The organism is Nonlabens sp. MIC269, assembly GCF_001430865.1.
Taxonomy (GTDB): domain Bacteria; phylum Bacteroidota; class Bacteroidia; order Flavobacteriales; family Flavobacteriaceae; genus Nonlabens; species Nonlabens tegetincola.
On record NZ_CP011373.1, the window covers coordinates 480541 to 499887 of the forward strand.

15 protein-coding genes are annotated in these 19347 nt (G+C 34.0%); 1 reads left to right on the plus strand and 14 read right to left on the minus strand.

Going from position 1 to position 19347, the window contains the following annotated elements; translation table 11 throughout:
* The first annotated feature begins 220 nt into the window (after positions 1-220).
* Positions 221-1126 (plus strand): AraC family transcriptional regulator, encoded by a 906-nt coding sequence (locus tag AAT17_RS02245; protein ID WP_042278513.1) that lies wholly within the window; start codon positions 221-223, stop codon positions 1124-1126.
* Positions 1127-1186: 60 nt separating this feature from the next.
* On the opposite strand, the gene AAT17_RS02250 is transcribed toward AAT17_RS02245, so the two are convergent.
* The 14 genes from AAT17_RS02250 to AAT17_RS02315 all read right to left on the minus strand — a co-directional run bounded on the left by AAT17_RS02250 (position 1187) and on the right by AAT17_RS02315 (position 19250).
* Positions 1187-1774: a DUF6642 family protein gene (locus AAT17_RS02250; protein ID WP_060522771.1), complete on the minus strand. Its 588-nt coding sequence runs from the start codon at positions 1772-1774 to the stop codon at positions 1187-1189.
* A 24-nt stretch (positions 1775-1798) separates the two neighbouring features.
* Positions 1799-2464, minus strand: a complete 666-nt coding sequence (locus AAT17_RS02255) for a HupE/UreJ family protein (RefSeq protein ID WP_082586990.1) — start codon at positions 2462-2464, stop codon at positions 1799-1801.
* A gap of 4 nt (positions 2465-2468) precedes the next feature.
* A complete protein-coding gene (locus AAT17_RS02260; RefSeq protein ID WP_082586881.1) occupies positions 2469-3701 on the minus strand; it encodes a DUF4198 domain-containing protein in 1233 nt (410 codons plus the stop codon).
* Positions 3702-3780: 79 nt separating this feature from the next.
* Positions 3781-6747, minus strand: a complete 2967-nt coding sequence (locus tag AAT17_RS02265; protein WP_060522774.1) for a type I restriction endonuclease subunit R — start codon at positions 6745-6747, stop codon at positions 3781-3783.
* Between the two features lie 2 nt (positions 6748-6749).
* Positions 6750-7436 (minus strand): nucleotidyl transferase AbiEii/AbiGii toxin family protein, encoded by a 687-nt coding sequence (locus AAT17_RS02270; RefSeq protein WP_060522775.1) that lies wholly within the window; start codon positions 7434-7436, stop codon positions 6750-6752.
* A 5-nt stretch (positions 7437-7441) separates the two neighbouring features.
* Positions 7442-8080, minus strand: coding sequence for a hypothetical protein (locus tag AAT17_RS02275; RefSeq protein WP_253279783.1), 639 nt, complete (start codon positions 8078-8080; stop codon positions 7442-7444).
* A 68-nt stretch (positions 8081-8148) separates the two neighbouring features.
* Positions 8149-8961, minus strand: a complete 813-nt coding sequence (locus AAT17_RS02280) for a GIY-YIG nuclease family protein (RefSeq protein WP_060522777.1) — start codon at positions 8959-8961, stop codon at positions 8149-8151.
* Between the two features lie 86 nt (positions 8962-9047).
* Positions 9048-9674: a hypothetical protein gene (locus tag AAT17_RS02285; protein WP_060522778.1), complete on the minus strand. Its 627-nt coding sequence runs from the start codon at positions 9672-9674 to the stop codon at positions 9048-9050.
* 1 nt (position 9675) lies between these two features.
* Positions 9676-12105, minus strand: coding sequence for a DUF3883 domain-containing protein (locus AAT17_RS02290; RefSeq protein ID WP_060522779.1), 2430 nt, complete (start codon positions 12103-12105; stop codon positions 9676-9678).
* Positions 12106-12134: 29 nt separating this feature from the next.
* Positions 12135-13073 (minus strand): hypothetical protein, encoded by a 939-nt coding sequence (locus tag AAT17_RS02295; protein ID WP_060522780.1) that lies wholly within the window; start codon positions 13071-13073, stop codon positions 12135-12137.
* Between the two features lie 3 nt (positions 13074-13076).
* Positions 13077-14219: a restriction endonuclease subunit S gene (locus AAT17_RS02300; RefSeq protein ID WP_172792940.1), complete on the minus strand. Its 1143-nt coding sequence runs from the start codon at positions 14217-14219 to the stop codon at positions 13077-13079.
* 6 nt (positions 14220-14225) lie between these two features.
* Positions 14226-15686: a class I SAM-dependent DNA methyltransferase gene (locus AAT17_RS02305; protein WP_060522782.1), complete on the minus strand. Its 1461-nt coding sequence runs from the start codon at positions 15684-15686 to the stop codon at positions 14226-14228.
* Between the two features lies 1 nt (position 15687).
* Positions 15688-17769, minus strand: a complete 2082-nt coding sequence (locus AAT17_RS02310) for a DUF262 domain-containing protein (RefSeq protein ID WP_060522783.1) — start codon at positions 17767-17769, stop codon at positions 15688-15690.
* Complete coding sequence (locus AAT17_RS02315) at positions 17769-19250, minus strand: class I SAM-dependent DNA methyltransferase (protein WP_060522784.1); 1482 nt, start codon at positions 19248-19250, stop codon at positions 17769-17771. Before AAT17_RS02315 ends, AAT17_RS02310 begins: the two co-directional genes overlap by 1 nt.
* Positions 19251-19347: the final 97 nt, after the last annotated feature.

A 19347-nucleotide genomic window follows, 5' to 3' on the forward strand; every position in this document is an offset into this window, starting at 1 on the left:
AATAGTTGTTTTTTAGTTAATAGAAAGATTACTAGCGTACTAGAAAATCATTGACTAAAACTATTAAGTAAGATTGATGAAGTATTGAACAATACTATCATGCTTGTGAACTATTCCATCAACCTGTGTTAAATCGGTAATTTTAATCCTTATTTTTTCGTTACTTGACAATAAATAACAACTACTATTAGTAAATTAGTAGACTATTAGCCAAAACAGCATGCATTTATCGTCTTCCTATTTTAAGAATCGCAAGGTGGAAACCTTAATTGAAAATCAAACCTCATTTACTACGGCTAGATCTAGCATGCATATTTTTGAAACACAAAAAGTAACCGAGCAAGTGCATCTTACCTTTGATAATACAGTACTAGCAACTATGATTGCCGGTAAAAAACATATGTATTTAAAAGGTATGCCTTCGTTTGATTTTTTACCTGGCGAGAGTGTGGTATTGCCACCGCAAGAATTGATGTGTATCGATTTTCCTATCGCTTCTCGAGAACGTCCTACACGTTGCCTAGCGCTAGAGCTAGAAACGGCTCAAATTCACAAAGTCGTTCAATATCTAAATGAATATCAACCTAAAGTAGATCACGGCGACTGGAGCTCACTCACAGCCAATCTTCATTTTGCCCATGATGAGGAAGTTACTAATATCATACAACGACTCATGTTCTTGTTTACCGAGGATCACAGTTCCAAAGATTTCTTTATCAACAACATGTTACAGGAGCTTATAATAAGACTGTTGCAACACGCCTCATTCAAACAATACGAATCACCACATACTGCGTTACAAAACAGCTCACAGCGATTTGTTTATGTCATTGAATACATCAAATCTCATTTGGATGGCGATTTAAGTATTGAAAACCTAAGCAAAAAGGCTTGTATGAGCACATCACACTTTTACAAGGCCTTTAAAAATGAATTAGGACTTACTCCTACTCAATATATAAATAAAGTACGCATTCAAGCAGCGCGTCGCATGATTGACCAAACCAATTTATCACTCAAGGAAATTTTTATGGCTTGCGGTTTCAACAACCGTTCTTACTTCAACCGTCAGTTTAAAAAATTCTACAACATCAGTCCCGGAGACTTGCAAACAGGCCTCGTTTAACTCCGGAATTCTACTGGATTTGTTCTAGCTGGTAAGCTACATTTATGACGACAAATGATCCTAGTAATACAATCTAAAATCTAAGAGTTTACACAGTGCATATTGTTTTCTAAACATGTGTTCTACTACCTCTTTAATATCATCGTCCTCATAAAACAAATTAAAAAACAACCTATCTATAGTATAGGCACTTGATGTGTTAGGTGAGGAAACTCCATAACCCGATACAGCTCGTGCACCCGTAACGTCTAGAAAATACTGTGATTCTTCATCAGTGAGATCCAGTAGTTTCTTATTGGCAAAATGAATTACTTTTCCATCCATTTTCCCTTCAAAAAGTTCGGCTATTTCTTCAATACTGTAGTAATAACCGTTGATTAAAATAGAATTGGCCTCGCCAGGTAGTACGAGATATATGATTTCATAATTTTTAAAATTATGATCGTCGTATAACAAATGATTCAGGCTTTCCTCTAGACCTTCAATCGTATCGCATGCCTTGTAAATACTCGTGATATGCTGTTGTTTAGCCAGATGCTCTAGGATTAAAACCACCTCAGTACTTTGCTCCACATCGGCATCGGGTACTACCTCTAGGCAGTAAATAAAATTCTCCACATCTGTATAGGCGATTTCCAGGTTGTTCATGATGGTAGGCTCTATTTCTGTGGATCAATGACCCGATATATACCCGTAAATTTGATACACAAACAAACCTATCCCAGCAAGTACTAAATACCAATTTGTTGCTTTATAAAAGGCTTGAAAATGGGTACGCTTTCGCGAAAGCGTAATCACAAAAACTATTGGAATCAATGCGAGCACTTGTCCTATTTCAACACCTAGATTGAAGCACAGAATTTTGGCGAGGAAATCACCAGATCCCATTTCAAAAGATTGTAATCTGGTAGACAGACCAAAACCGTGTATAAGGCCAAAAAGTCCTACCATGAGCAGCAAATTAGGCGATTTGACTCCGATTTTTTTGAATCCACCTAAGTTTTCAAATCCTTTATACAGTAAGCTGAGTGCGATTACGGCATCAACAAGATGCTCATTGGCCGTGATACCGGCATAGGTGGCACCGATTAAGGTAATACAATGACCGATGGTAAATACCGTGATGAATTTAAGAATGTCCTTAAAACTGTTGAGGTAAAACACCACACCTGCCAAAAACAGCAGGTGATCGTAACCGGTTAACATGTGTGTGGCACCTACTTGAATGTAAGCCCATAATCCACCACCGCGCAGCAATTCTTGATCGGCGCTAGTGACATCGTGGGCAAAACCTAAAAAGGGTACCAAACACAGCCCTACCACAAGTAGGTACTTCATAGATTTAGGCATTGTTATTCTTGTTTTTGAACAGGAAGAATAAAAGACCTATAACTAGAATACTACCCAGAATAAAAATCCAGGTAGGAATGCCGTCCTCGTCATGATGCTCGTGATCGTGATCGTGTGTGTGCGTGGCTGCACCGTGTTCATGCGTAACTTCAAAGGTAAGTGTTGCCCATTTAGACTGATGAGTAAGTGAATCGTTATCCTGTACTTCGTTCATGTGAATGGTACGTAAGTAGTAGATACCGTCTTTTGGTAAGTCTACCGTCATCATTCCCATATCATCGGTTTTTAGTTGTTGACCGCTGGTATGTGTGTGTGATTCCTGTTGAACTTTTTGATCGTGGCTATGCTCTTTTTCATGTTTATGACTGTGCGTACTACCATCGTGCGTGTGCTCATGCTCGTGATTTTGCGCAGCTTTATCGTGATCGTGGCTGTGCTCTTTTTCATGATTGTGGCTGTGCGTGCTACCATCGTGCGTGTGCTCGTGCTCGTGATTTTGCGCAGCTTTGTCATGATCGTGGCTGTGCTCTTTTTCATGATTGTGGCTGTGCGTACTACCATCGTGCGTGTGCTCTTGTTCAGCTTCGTCGTGAGAATGACCCGATGGTACATAGTTAGCATACACTAATTGATTGGTGAGCGGTCTACCATCTAATAATAATTGCACTTCCAAAGTACCACCAGAATAGGTGTCGTAAGGATTTTGCATAGGAACAAATTCGATAGGATAACCTAAAACGGTTTGCCAATCGTTAGTACGCGTATCACCTACTTGATAAATCGCTTTTACGTGTTTTTGATAGCTTTCAACAGCATCTTGATCTAGTTTTTGTTCTGTTTTGCGTTTTTCTAGCATGTCTAGCACACCATCGTGCTCTAGGTAGCTGTTAAACTTTTCAGCACTTAATTCTATATTGCGAGCCTTAGTTGATACACCAGCTACATAAGTTCCAGGTTGTGTTGCATTAAATGAAACCTGAGTTATGGTGGTATCTATATCGGTCCATTGATCTTCTGTAATGCTGGTTCTCGTACCGTTAACGGTATAGGACGCATCGAGCATGCGGTCGCGAGTTATGGTGTTTTCGCTTTTATCAAAAGTCCCGTTGTACAGCTGTAAGGTCGCTGTATCGCCGGTAGATAAAAAGTAAGTTTCCATTTTAAGATACAAGTCGTGACTGCATAGTAACAGCACCGCAAGAATCAAGTAGTAAGGTTTGCGCATGGTAATTTTAATTTGGTTTCAAATATATACGAGCCACCTACCAAAATGGTTTTAAGTTTTGTTAAGGTTGGTGGTGGTCTTAGTAATATTCTTTGATATAAGCATAAGCACGTTCAAACAAAGTTTGATCCTTGTGTAGCTTATACTTTAATAAAGCTTTACGTAATGATTTTTGAACCTCGCGTTCTCCTGAACTGGTTTTTTGCCAACCAGGGAAACGAACTATGCGAACAATAGCATCTATATCTTCAACAATACGTTCTACAACTGCTGGAGTTTGATCGTTTTTTAATTCGATAAATAATTCTGTAAGTGCTGCTTTTGGAGTTTTCTCGACTAAAAACTCTTGTATCTCCTTTTCTGCTTCTACAGTTTCTTTTGCTAGTTTGCAAAGTTCTTTTACAAACTCTATAGATGTTATTAATCCTAACTCCGCTTTGTCCCTTAAAGCCTCTAAACGCTCACTAAGAGACTTAAACTTAGGATCTCCTGCGTGCTTTTTAAAACGCTTAATTAATATTTTTTCTAGCTTCTTGGCATTTTTAGGATCTGGGTTATTGAATATGTTTTCAATTACATCTGCGTCTAGAACAAATTCCTCTAGATGATGTACTTCACCTACATGGGTATTCTCATGCATTAATCTAGTAGTCTCGGCTCCTAGTGAAAACCATAATAGTTTCCCAATATTATCTGCAGCTGGTCGTACGGATTCAAATACTTGTGATAACCACTTATAATCCTCCTGAAAAAGATTCAGGATACTATCTGGGGATAGCGATTCCCATAGTTTGGACAGGTACTTATAATCTTTCGCGAAAGCGTCTTTCTTATCATTGTTATTAATAGCGTTTTGAGCTGCTTCTAGACCTTCAAACCCTTGTATAGTTCTATCTACGCCTTCAAAATGAGATAAGGTCTCTTTCATAGCCTTGGGCAATTTATCACGTAGCTCGGATAAATTTGAGATAACCGTTTTAACACTTTCTTCATCAAATTGTAAGGCTTTGGCAGTATCATCGAATACACCAAAGTAATCCACAATACGACCAAATGATTTCTGAGGATAGAGTCTATTAGTTCTACAAATAGCCTGGAGCAATGTATGGTCCTTGATAGACTTATCTAAATACATGGTTTGTAAAATAGGTGCATCAAATCCAGTTAGAAGTTTTGCAGTTACGATTATAAACTGAATATCAGATAGTGCATCATTAAACTCTTCTACTATTTTTTCTTGCTGACTTTTATCAACTCCCCATTTCTGTTTGAACTCCAACTCATCATTTGCTGATGTTGAAATAACCACCTTACTAGCTTCTTCTGGGAAGTATTTATCTAATTCCTCTTTGTACTGAACACATGCATAACGATCTGGTGTAACAATCATCGCTTTAAAACCATGAGGCGCGACTTTATCTTTAAAGTGAGTAGCAATATCCTTTACTATTTTAGCAACTCGCTCTGGAGACTTGAGGAAGGCTGACATTTTTGCTGACTTCTTATTTAATGCATCAGCTTCTTCATCTGTAAGCGCAGCGCTTTCTTTAAACTCTGCAAAAGCTTTATCTATTGTTTCTTTATCTACGTGAACATCTACTAACCGTGGTTCAAAATGTAGTGGTAGCGTAGCATTATCTCTAATCGAGTCATGGAAAGTGTAACGAGACATATAACCACCTTCATCTTCTTCAGATCCAAACGCCCAGAATGTATTCTTATCTGCCTTGTTAACTGGTGTTCCTGTTAATCCGAATAGAAATGCGTTAGGTAAAGCAGCACGCATTTGACGTCCTAAATCACCTTCTTGTGTTCTATGGGCTTCGTCCACTAAGACAATGATATTATCTCTACTGTTCATATTAGGTTTTGCATCCCTGAACTTATGAATCATAGATATAATGATCTTTCTGGTATCGTTTTCTAGTAGTTTTTGCAGCTGTTTGATATTATCTGTGGTTTCTACATTAGAAATATCAGCTGCGTTGAAGGTTCCTGTTATTTGAGTGTCTAAGTCGGTTCTATCTACTAGCACAATAACTGTGGGGCTTTTGAGATCTTTTTCTCTTCTTAATTTTTGAGCAGCAAAAACCATTAATAAGGATTTACCTGATCCTTGAAAATGCCAGATCAATCCTTTTTTAATCTTTCCTTCTTTTACACGTTCTACAATTTTATTGGCACCTTCATATTGTTGGAATCGCGGTATAACCTTAATCCGTTGTTTCTTTTTGTTTGTAGTAAATAGCGAAAAGTTTTGCAGTATATCCAACAAACGCTTTGGATGTAATAAATCTGACAACTCTTTACCTACTTTACCTAAACCTAATCTCTTGGCAATTTCATCGTCGTCATTTTCTAAGCGCCATGGTGCCCAAAACTCTAATGGTGTTCGCACACCACCATAATAGAGTTCTTTGCCTTCTGTAGCAAAAGATAAAATATTAGGTACAAATAATTGAGATATAGCATTTTCATAAACATCATGTACCTCATGTGCACCATCTAACCAGCTTATAGATGGCCTAATTGGTGTTTTAGCCTCACCAATGACTACAGGAATTCCATTAATAAACAATACTACATCTGGTATTTTTGTTTCTCTATGGTGTACACGATATTGAGTTGTTGCTGTAAAACTATTCTTCTTTAAATCTTCAAAGTCAATTAAACGAACTGGTACATGTCTATTATTTTCTCCAAATGGCATGGTTTTATGACCTTGCATCCATTTGAAGAACTCCTCGTTTGCTCTTACTAAACCAACTTGATGAACCGATAATAATATGGCTCTAAGCTTATAAATAACCTCATGTGCCAAATCGTGATTTGATTGTATCTCTGGGTTTAATCTGATAAGCGCTTCTTTTAATTCTTTTTTTAATAAAACCTCATTTACTGAACGTTGTAATTCTTGGGCAGACTTGTACTCCCAAAATCCATTGTACATCCCTGCTTCTTCAGAAACGCCTGCAGTATTTAGATTAACACCGGTAAGTTGATTTATAATGTAGTTTTCTACACTGTTTAGTTCATTGAAACTCATAGTTAACTCTTAATTATTTTTTCTATCTTATGTATTAAGATTGGTAATCTATCATCCATTATAAGCGGATGAATATGACAGGAAATTACTTCTGTAAACGTAGGACTAGTATATATTTTGATGAATTCATCTTTGATAAATTCTTTTACCTCTGGATGGTCTTCATTAATTTCTTCTACAATGGTTGTTCTATTATCCATTACATAGATAATATCTTCAAAATCATGGCTTGTTCTGTAATCTGTTCCACGATCATTAAATGCTTCAAATTTGGTAGCTATATAGCAAGGTGCAGAAAGAATACTTATAGCTTCTCCTTTAACTTCTGTAGTGTATAAATTTTGAAATCCAATCTTATACCATTTATTAGCTGGACCTATTGGGCCATCTTCTGCAGGCATTATATCTACAGATATACCTTCATATAAATAACTACAAATTGCATGTCCATTTGGGTCTGGGCTAAACCCAAGTTGTGCTAATCGTTCTTGCATTTGTGCCCAATCTGAATAGTTTAACAAGTTAATGGTTAAATCTATATCTGCCGTTGGTCTTATTTCATCTGCAGATGGGTCATCTGTATAAACGCTCACTACCGCACCACCTATAAAAACCATTTGAGCTTTAAGTTCTTGAAGTGCCATTGCTACTTGGCCTACGGTGTCTAAATTGATGACTTTATTTTCCATAACTTTTATTTATTACCTAAAAGCGATAATCGTCTATCTAAATCAGAATCATTTTCTAGTATTCTACTTTTTAATTCTTTTAATGCAATTTCTTTTTCTCTAGCTCTTCCTACTCTAACGGCATCTACTAATGCTAATAATTCATGTAATTTCTCATCTTTTTGAACAGCCTCTACTACTGTAGGATATAAAGGTTCTATAGCCTGACCTCGTAAAGATCCTTTACCATAAGGCCAAACATAATGCTCGTTACTCACTATAGTATCGTTTAGCGGTGCCGCAGAGTGTGCAGTAGGAATACCACGCACGATAGCTCCTGGTTGTTGTGGATATACGTAGGGCAAACCATGAGCTAAAAAATCCATAAGCGCTAGTTTCATTACCAGTTTTTTATCAGATGCCATAAGCCCAGCGATGACAGACCGGTTAATGCTTTCACTTACCTCGCTAGCACTTATATTTAATTCGTATGACAGATCTTTCATGTACCATTTCTGGTCTCTTTTAGCAATAATCTTTAGTAAAATAACAATATCATGCGGACGCATACCGCTATGCTTTTTCATAACATAATTTATTTGTTCATATACAAATATACTTAAAACACTATATAATTCGCGATTCGCGAATCGCGAATTACTCATTTATGGCTTTTCTACTTGTAAGTATTCTTATAACCGTAAGACCCTAATTCCGCTTATAACAAAAGGTATCATCCTCTTGCCACCATTTTACACCTATTCCTCAACAATCGTAATGCATCCAAAGCCTCTGGATTACCTGCTATATTTAATATAGGTAAGTACTCTACGATAAGCCCCTTCTCTATTCCATTCAAATTTTCAGAATGCGTTACCCAATTGATTAATAAGTTTTCATTAATCCAGTTAATGATTTTAACTTCATTCTGCTTTGAAAATTTATAATTGTTTTGATTTCTTTTTCCTTTTAAAGAACCAGGCTCTGGTACATATCCCAAAACTGCTCCTAGACTTCTAAAGAAAGTTCCATGCCCTTTGGCTTTTAGCTCTTGATTTAAAAAACGTTTCTTCAAACTTTTAGATGCTAAACCTATGTAGATAATATTATGTTTTCTCTCTTTTAATGCGTTTTGAAAAGTAGAAGGAAGCGCATTACTGTTTTTAATTCTGACGCAATACAGTCCTGGCTCATGCGGAATACTATCTTCACTATCAGCAACTGAATTGAAATTCTTCTCATTCATCAGAATTTTTTTCAGTAAAGTAGAGTCTTCTATACTGGATTTAACTGCTAACTTTTTGTGTTTAGAAACTATTGGAGTTTTAAATATCCCAGTGGTGTTTTTAAGTGAAATCTTCCCATTACTTTTTACGAATAAATGAGGATAGTTTCTAACTCTAGCACTTATCTGACTGCTTTGTATAGCAGAACCGTCTTTTTTGGTGTACCAGCTGGTTTTATTTAAAACGCTGGCAATTTCAGCTGTGCTTAACGCTGTTTTAGCTTTTAACAAGACTTGTTCTATAGCAGCATGTAAGGTCATTGGTCGTTGTTAGAATTTAGGATAAAATTGTAAGTTGCTTCGCAATAATATTTAATACATAATAATGTTAATTGTATGACATACAATTAAGCAAATAAGTTGCTGATTTTATCATAAGTAATTTTAGCAATATCATTTTCAATTGCTAAATTCATATGCACATTAATTAAAAGAATGATCTTTAAGATTTTATTTAATATAGATCTATTCCGGATTATTTCAAATTGAATTTTTTCCTTCATAGATTTATTACTAATATTTTCAAGTAAAGATTGATTTGCTTCTATATTCATGGTTATTCGCTGACTATATTCTTGTAAAGATTTTTTATAATTATCCATAAAAGCATCTACACCATAAGTTTCAATTGCATTTAAATAATTGCAAATCCATTGATAATCCATTCTATCTGGTTCAGATCTACCATCTAGAATTATAATTTTGATACCGTCGACAAATAGTTTTTTCCAAGTCCTTTCACCCACAGATCCAATTCGAACTCTTCCTGCATATAATAATGTATCGTCTTTCTTTCTGTAATGATATAAACTTTTAGACTTAATACACGTAATCCATTTATTCATTTCTTTTTTTGCCAGCTCATGTGCTCCTTTGAAATTTAGATCGTATTCAATGGTTTTCTTATGCTCGATTACTAGGTAAATATTATCATAGTAGTGTATGACTTCGAATTTTTCGTCTAATTTCTCCAAATCACAAATTTTTAAGATTAATTGAAAGATAATTTACCTGATGACTCTTGTTTTGTAAAAATACTCTGGCAAGCAAATATTTTTTCTGTGCCTCATTGGACTGAATAAAACTCCATTGCGACTTACGCATGAAGAAAGGAACTGAATCACTATTAGAAAGACCTCGAATTGTAGTCTTAGCATCAATGTAATACTTAGTACTTTCTTGATAAAGAATTTCGAAATCAAAACGGCGTTCATTTAATTCTTTACTCGACCAAATAACTTTATACCCTTGATATTCGGGAAATTTATTTTTTAGATCCTCATAAACAAGCTTTTCTCCTATTTTTCCAGTCTCTTTATCAGCAAATGTTTTATCATCAATTTCTTCTTGCAAGGCTAGGAGTACGGATTCTATTAAATGAGCCTTATTCGATAATTCAGATAGCTGCTCAATTGTTATACTTGAGTCTGCTAATTTAGATAACGCTCGCATTTTGCCACTTTGGGCTATATTAAGTGCCATATCTCTTTCTGTTTCATTAAATGTTTCAAGAAATAAAACCGCTCTTTTGGTACTGAACCATTTGAATAAATCTTTTAATTCTTTTACTTTTAAATCAGAGTCATTATACCATTTAAATAATTTTCTTAGCGGTTCTATAAATGTATCTGGACTACCATCATTTTTGGCATACGCATTTTTAAATGATTCGTCTATTCTATTACAAATAAATTTAAGCCCTCTACTACTTCCTACAGGAAGATAATCTTTAAAGTCATTGAAATCAGAGTGCAATAATGTATTTTCCATAATTTCTTTATTAATTGAATTGTTAATATCAATTAATTTTTCAGGCATATCATCATTAAAGTATATAAATTCTCTTTCACACAACACTTTGTTTTGATTAGGAAAAATTTTGTATTTGTTGAATAGATTTGGTTCGACATCGGTAATCAATGAAAAAACATCTTTTAGCCATTCCATAGTATTACTAGAATTATGTAATGAAAATGTATCTATTTGTGAGGTTAAAACAACCTCAGATAGAAAATTTTCGAAGGAATATTTGATAGAAGGTATCAGATTAAAATCTATAGCTTTATGCCATGCCTCGAAACTTGATTTTTCAGGTAATTTTAATGATGCAAAACAATTCGCTACACCATAAAATCTTTCCATGTGCTCATCATCAATAAAAGGAATTTTGGCGTTTTTTAATGGAATATTATTTCCTTTCACATTAACTAGTAAACTCAAGTTTAAAATCTTGGAAATAAACGATTTAACCAATTTATTTTTAAACCATATTTTACTCGGTTCGGTACCATTAAATGTTTTTCTTACATATGCTATATTGTAAAGATTCCCAGTTTTGTTTGAAAGCAGAATTTTAATCAATTTATCAAATAACTCAACCCCTTCTTCACATATTTTTCTATTAAGAGAATCATTAGGAGATAATTCAATATTATGCCTTTCGGTAGATGGCTGGTAATTTAAACTATTAAGAATAATTGGTAAACCAACTTTTTCTGTGCCTATTAATGGTAGTCCGCAGAACAATTTTGACATGTTATCTGGAAACGCTACGGCATTATTATTCTTAATTTGAATAGCTGTACTTACCTTATCATAACTGAGATAAAACATATCTATGAGTTCAATCTCGTTATCCATAATTTTCTTAAATGTTATAATATTATCATTTTGAGATTGAAAAATGAGCTTAAAAGAAGAGAATTTATTGAACTCATCAGCATTATTAATAATCTCAACTGATAACACTTTTCTCATAAAGCACAATGTATAAGGTAATATGGTAATTAAATAATTTATACCTTCTATTGCTGCTTTTTTACCATCTATTTGATTAAATGGTTTGTTTAATAAATAAGAAAAATGAGTTTGAAAAGTGCCTTTTTTATACTCTGATAGGTGGTGATTATTTCTTAATTCTAGTTTTGTTTTTTTAATGGAATTTTGAAGAAAGCTTTTATTACCTGGGTTACTTCGATCTAATAAAATTTTAAATTTATAGTGCTTATCTTCATCATTTTTTTTTACAATACCTTCAACTTCAATTATACTGGAAAGTACATGAGTAGAAATTAAACCAGACCCAAACTTACCTATGTTATCTTTCATGTCTATTTCATCTCCATCTTTCCCAGAGTCGGGAGAAATGAGATTTAAAACGTCTAAGGTTCTAAATGGTTTTCCAGAGTGTGAAAACGTGATTTTATTGTTATCTAATGTCAATTTTACTTTAACATCATCATTATAATCACTCGCGTTTTGAAGAAGTTCCCAAAACCATCTTTTAGTCATTTCTTCTACCTTGCTATTTATAGGTTCTAGTTTTTCTTTTAGCCTCTTGGCTGGAATAGAAAGCGATTGATTTTCTTCCTCTCTTTTTATTTCATCAATAAATTTTAATGACATAATTAAAACACGCGATTAATTAAACTATTTTAACTCCAACAATTCTCATAAAAAATCTTTTCCATTTGCCATAAGGCATTAGAACTATTCAATTGAAAAAACATCTGCTTATCTTTTTCTGGAATCTTACTCAATGCTTTATGATAATTAATATAGGCTTTTAAATTCTGCACCTTATCATCAATATAAACTTTCATTAGTTTACCTTTTAAATCGACTCCCTCAATACTTTCTTCTTTTATTTTATAATCTTTAAATGCTATTATTAATGGTTCTGGATATTTTTTTTCTACAAACTTTTCGTGAACATTTGTAGTCAATGGGTTTATATACAATAACAGTAATTTGTTATTCTCAAACTCACGATATTTAAAAGTATAAAACCCATCAATCAAAATCTTTTTATCCTGAAACTGCAACACATGAATACCAGTTTTAAATGGCTTTAATATTGATTCTAATTCATGTATGGTTGAGTGTAATTTATTTAACTCATTACTCTCTAAAAACAATAAATTAATAGTGTTTGCAAATAGTCTTGCGTTTGCATCTGTAAAGCCCATTGCTCCCATAAACATAAGGTTATCTGGATGCATTTTTATATTTCTAAAATTTCTGGCTCTATCAAAATCTGGTTTTAAAAACTTTAAATAATCATTCTCAAAAACATCATTTATAATGTTTACCAACCGTTTATCTCTTTTGCCATTTTTGGTTGGAATTCCAAGTGCTTTAGCTTTTAATTTAATGGCCATTTCCATGATGAGCAGTAGTTTACTCATAGCTTCATCAAACATTGGCCAATGATAATAGCTATGCGCCATTATGTAACTTACTGTTTGAAAATCTGTGACAATATCTTCTGGTACATTTTTATGAAACTTACCTTCAACAACAAACCTATCTACAAACTCTTCTCTAGATTTTGCATATAAATCCCAACGTGTATCTGGCTCATACCAATGCATACCCTAAAACAACTGATTAATTAAACTCATTTGTAAGGCTTTGGAACTTTGAATTTTGGATTCTAAATCATTAATCGAATCATCAAATTTATCTGCAATTTTTACAAATTTATCTCTTTCTATTTTATCCAAGAGAGGCATTTTAATTAGACTAAAATCACCTTTATTTAATATAGGAACAACTGAATTAGCTGCTCTAGATATAATTCTATGAATAAATAAATTAAATGTGTTATATAAATATTTAGCATTTATATCTACGTTGGGTATTATCGTATTAATTTGCTGGTTAGTAGCGCATCTTTTAGTAGATATTCCCATTTTACCAACGGAAGCAATACACACAACCATTAGTGAGTTAGGTGGGATTTCTCTAGTTACTTGCAGACCTTTTTCAGAAATTGACCTCACTGTTTTTTCAATACTTATTTGGGTTTCTAAATCAGCAGGAGTAACAAATGGGATATCTCCATTCCAATAATCTTTATTTTTTGTTGATGGTGTTGAACCAGTAATAATCTCTCCTATTTTCTTTAATTGAACTTCCATTGTGTCCTGTTTAAAATAGTTTTTTAACGAAACTGTTTTATCTATTTTTAATTTGCCTAACACCTCAGTTTCCCTCTCAACAACCTCATCCATAGCCCAAAGTAATTGAGCCAGTTTAGCTTGTTGGTCTTTTGGTGGTAAGAGGAATTCTTGATGTTTTAAATCTCCCCAATTTATGGTTGGCGATAATCCACCAACAGAAATATCTACCATCCGGTGCATAAATTGGTCTGAGTGCAAAAAGAAAGGAAATAGTTTTGGGTTAATGATATCAGAGTTTGCCCTAAAAACAAATGCATGTGCAGAGCAAATACCATCAAAATCTACTATTGCTGCTTTGCGTTGGTAAGCACGTCGTTTTCCAAAAATAACATCACCTGGATAACAGCGTAGCTTTCCACCTTTAACATCAGAAGGCACTCCTTTTCTACGTATATGAATATCGTTAGCATCTAAATGTTCAAGACCTACATAAATATCTACATCAGCTTCTTCTGGCTTTACAGTTTTAGATATTTTTTGAGCAATCTCTTCAAACTTAAAAAGCTTCCAATTAGATTTATCTAAATTATTTAAATCTATATTCTGTTTTGTCATTTCCATTTAATTCAAAACATTAAATAATTCATTTATACTAGCTTTTAAAGTTGCAGATTTCTCTTTCCAATTTGTTAAGGCTTCATCTAAAGATAAATTTGGTTCGCTAGTATCTACATTACTCAAATACTGTGCAATGTTTAAACTTCCTTTATTTTCCAAAAGCTCATCAACAGAAACCACTTTAGCAAAGTCATCTATATTTTTAAAATCTTTATAAGCCTTAAAAATTTTATGAATATGTTTTTGTTCTAAAAATGCAATGTTCCTTTCTTGTTTTACTTCTTTTAAAGCATTAATTATTAAAACTTTTCCTTGTTTCTTTTTAGTTTTATTAGTCTTTGTAATTAACAAACAAGCTTCCATTGGTGAGTTGTAAAACAAATTAGGGCCTAAACCTATAACGCATTCAACCAAATCTTCCTCTATCATTTTACTTCTCATTTCTGCTTCACTTTCGCGAAATAAAATTCCGTGCGGCCATAATGAAATAGAGCGCCCATTTTCAGCATCTAAACTTTTCTGTATATGCTGTTGGAAGGCATAATCGGCACAGCCTTGTGGCGGTGTTCCCCAAAGGTTACGTCCGTAAGGGTCATTTTCAAAGCTTTTTTTGTCCCAAGCTTTTATACTGTATGGTGGATTAGCCAGAATTACGTTAAATGTTTTTAGCTCATCGTTGTGCAAAAAGGCTGGTCGTGCTAGTGTATCGCCACGCACAATGCTAAACTCTTCTATACCGTGCATAAACATATTCATACGTGCTATAGCGCTGGTAATGAGGTTAATTTCTTGACCATATAATTTTAGGGTACGGTATTCCTTGCCTTCATCACGTAAATGCAAAGCGCAATTCAATAACAAACCACCAGAACCACAGGTAGGATCATACACACTTTCTCCTGGTTGTGGATCCATAATCATAGTCATGAGTTTAACCACCGTTCTATTGGTGTAGAACTCGGCTGCGGTATGCCCAGAATCATCTGCGAACTCTTTGATTAAATACTCATAGGCATTACCCAGTTGGTCGTCGGGGACATTTTTTAAATTGAGTTTGTGCTGCGAGAAATGTTCAATAAGGTTGGTCAAAGTGGCATCACTTAACCGATTTTTATTAGTCCAGCTTGCGTCGCCAAAAATTCCATAAAGCGTTTCTGGGTTGGCTTTTTCTATATCGCGCATGGCATTTTGTATGGCGATACCTACGTTTACCGTAGTTTCACGCACGCTATTCCAGTGTGCGGTCTCTGGTACTATAAAATGATGATGCTCTGCAAATGCGGCATATTCTAAATCACCATCGCTTTCTTCTAGTGCTTTTTCAAACTCCTCATCATACACATCACATATGCGCTTATAAAACAATAACGGAAATATGTATTGTTTATAATCACCAGCATCTATAGTGCCTCGTAGCGAGGTTGCTGCTCCCCAAAGGTATTTTTCTAGTTCTTGTTGCGTCATGTTATTCGTTATCGTTCATTACTTCAGCTTTTTTTAAGTATGGTCTTATAATAGAAGTAAACCACATTATAGAAGCCTCGCCATCTTTGATAGTAGCATCAGTTACGTCTCTACTGTGCCGAATTGAATTTCTTAATTCTGCAATTTGATTGAAACGAACTTCTAAAGTTCCTTTACTGCCAAAAGTCTCTTCAAACAAAGGATATGCAGGTTTAGATACGATAACATCTTTATACTCTTGCATATCGAAAAAATCCATTCGCCTTCTTAAGTTATTAAACTGATTTTTATCCTCTCCTGGATTTTTTCCTAGCCAATTTTTGATTCTTCCATTGACTTTTCCTTTTATATGCTCAGGTATTAATTCCTGATAGGCATCTAATTCACAAGCCAATTCTAATCGATCTGAAATGATATTTCGAAGAGATATTTCAATATTTTCAATCTCTTCATCGTAATGCTGTAAATCTTGATTTTTTATGTCTTTAGAATAATCTTCATAGTAAGATTTTAAAAACTTATTAATTCCATCAGTTAATTTCTTTCTTCTTACATCGAGAAATTCTTCATAGTTCTCTAATGTATATAAAGAAGTATCGGTTGGCACAAATTGCTTTCTCAGTTGCTCTGGATCAATATTTGGCAGATATTCAGCTGGATCGCCATCTAGTATTTTAATATTAGACTTTTGAGTAATAAAGGCAATATTTGAAATTTCATTAACAAGAGCTTTATGGATAGAACTACTCGAACTATATTTTTTATAAAGAAATGCTTTTGGAAAAATATGATGACGTTCTAGCTTATTGTTATACCCTACGCTTTTAGAATACAAACTTAACACTGGATTTGTCCAGTCTTTTGCATTTTGTGCACGCACAGCACTGTAGAAAAGATTGTAGATTCTACTTCTAACGCCTTGCATCGTAACGTCTTCAGGTCTTAAATATAAATTGGTTCCTCTAAACAAATGCATTTCCTTAATTAGAGCATCGATAGAATTATTCTCTTTAATAGCATTCATATCTTTTTCTAAAAACGATTCTGATGAACCACTAAATCTTCCCCAAAGTAATGCTGTGTACATCCAGTAAATAGCTTTGTTAGCTTCCTCTTCTGATTTAAATTGTCCACCATTCTTCATCAAATAATAACCTAGTACGTAATACACATATAACGTGCTAAAACTATCTGATGAATCAATAAATGCTTTATCTCTCAAGATATTAATTAAGTAAGCTAATATCTTTTTTATCTCCTTCCAGGCTTCTTCAAACTTTTCTGATGTAATTTCCCCAATGTCATCAGTGAACTTACCTCGTTCCGTTGTAAATATGTTCAATAAACGGGTATAATTTCTAAAGCTGAAATCATAATTATACTTTAAAAATTCTTCGGAGGCTTCTCTAAATCTGTCTTTAGCCTCAGGCCAGTTAGAAGTTATAATGGCAAGCGCCAAATCTGACTCATTAAGTGTTGTACCTGTTTTATTTACCAAATTAAATATCTCAACTACTTTATCTAAATCTGTTATAGTTATTTCTTTAATGTAATAACCATAATCCTGAATTGCACCTAATTTATTCAGCGTAACAATTTTGCTTAAATAATAATTTTTAACATCTTCATCTAGCGATTGAATATGAGTAATAAATGTTCCTACACCGCCTTTACTTAAAAAATCTGAAACGTTAATCCATTCTGGATTATTTCCCATCTTCTTCTGCATAAAATATTCAAACTCCTCTGTTTCTAGATTGAAATACAAATCTGTCCTCAAAGAAACTCCTTCATACCAATCTGGCGTTTCACCTCGGAAAATTGTATAAATAGTAGTTAGCCTCTGTTGTCCATCTAATATTAGCTGATGAAACACAGAATTTGTATCAGTTATGCTACCTCTTATTTTTGAAGGGTCTTTGGTTTTCCAAATTAAAAACGAACCAGAAGGATATTCAAGGTAGAGAGATTTAAAAAATTCTTTAACCTGTTTACTATTCCAAACATAACCTCTTTGAAATTCAGGTATCTTATACTCTCCATTATCAATCGAATGTAAAATGTCTGATATCTTTTTTTCCATTAAATAAACTCTTTCAATATTTTTTTAAACCTTTCTTCAGCTTTTTGTGAGGCTTCCCAAGCCTCTTTTAAATCAGATAGCGCTTCTTCTACACTAGGTAAATTATCTTCAATGATTTTCTCAACATAAAGTGGAATATTAAGATTGAAATCATTCTCTTCAAGATCATTGATGTCAGCTACTTTTACGTAATTCTCAACATCTTGATAAGCAGTGTACCATTTAAAGATTTGATTAACATGTTCAGGTTCTAAAAAGTTTTGTGCTCTACCTACTCTAATTTGGTCTGAGGCATCAATAAATAAAACCTTATCTTTTTTATCTGCTTGCTTGTTTTGTTTAAATACCATGACACAAGCTGCTAACTGAGTACCATAGAAAATATTAGGACCAATACCAATAACTGCTTCTAGTAAATCTTGTTCTAGAAGTGCTTTTCTAATTTTGCCTTCGGCACCTTTTCTAAACAAAGCACCATGAGGTAAAACCACTGCCATACGTCCCGTACTGTTCATGGATTTGATCATATGTTGCACCCAAGCCATGTCTCCGTTGCCTTTAGGTGGCACTCCAGCGATATTCCGACCATAAGGATCATTTGTCCAATTTTCTGCGCCCCATTGTTTTAAAGAGAACGGTGGATTTGCAATCACACAGTCAAAGGTTTTTAAACCATCTGCTGCAAAAAATGCAGGTTGTCGTAAGGTATCTCCTCTTGCAATTTGAAAATCTTCAATACCATGCAAGAACATGTTCATTCTAGCAATGGAACTAGAAGTCAAGTTCTTCTCCTGACCGTATAATTTAAGCGTACGGTAATCTTCGTTATTATCCTTTAAATGATCTACGCACTCTAGTAACATACCGCCGGTTCCACAAGCAGGATCATAGATGGTCTCTCCTTCATGAGGATCTAGAATCAAACCTAATAGATGAACCACAGAACGTGGTGTATAAAATTCACCAGCTTTTTTATTAGTTAAATCTGCAAAGTGTTTAATCAAATACTCATAGGCATTTCCTAAAATATCGGGATCGACTAGTGAGTTGGATAAATTATATTGAGAAAAATGTTCTATCAAATCAATCAGCAATCGATCTGAAAGCTTGTTCTTATTACTCCATTGCGCATCACCAAAAATTCCATAAAGCGATTCTTGATTAGCCTGTTCAATACCACGTAGCGCTTTTTCAATGGCTAGACCTACATTACTTGTTGTTTCTCTCACATCTTTCCAATGACAATTATCTGGAATTTCAAATCGGTGAAATTCTGGTAAAGATGCATATTCCTTATCTCCATCAGATTCCTCTAGGGCTTGATGGTATTCCTCATCATAAACATCAGACAAACGTTTAAAAAACAACAAAGGGAAAATATAAACTTTATAATCTGAGGCATCTACAGGACCTTTTAAAATCCACGCAGCTTTGGATAAGTATTGTTCTAGTTGTGATAAGGTTAATTTTTCTTCATTCATTGGCTAATAGCAGTTACGCTTTCGCGAAAGCGTTATTAATAAAACACCCTAAACCACTCATTTTCTTTTGAGTAAGAAAGTGCAGCGATTTAGGGGA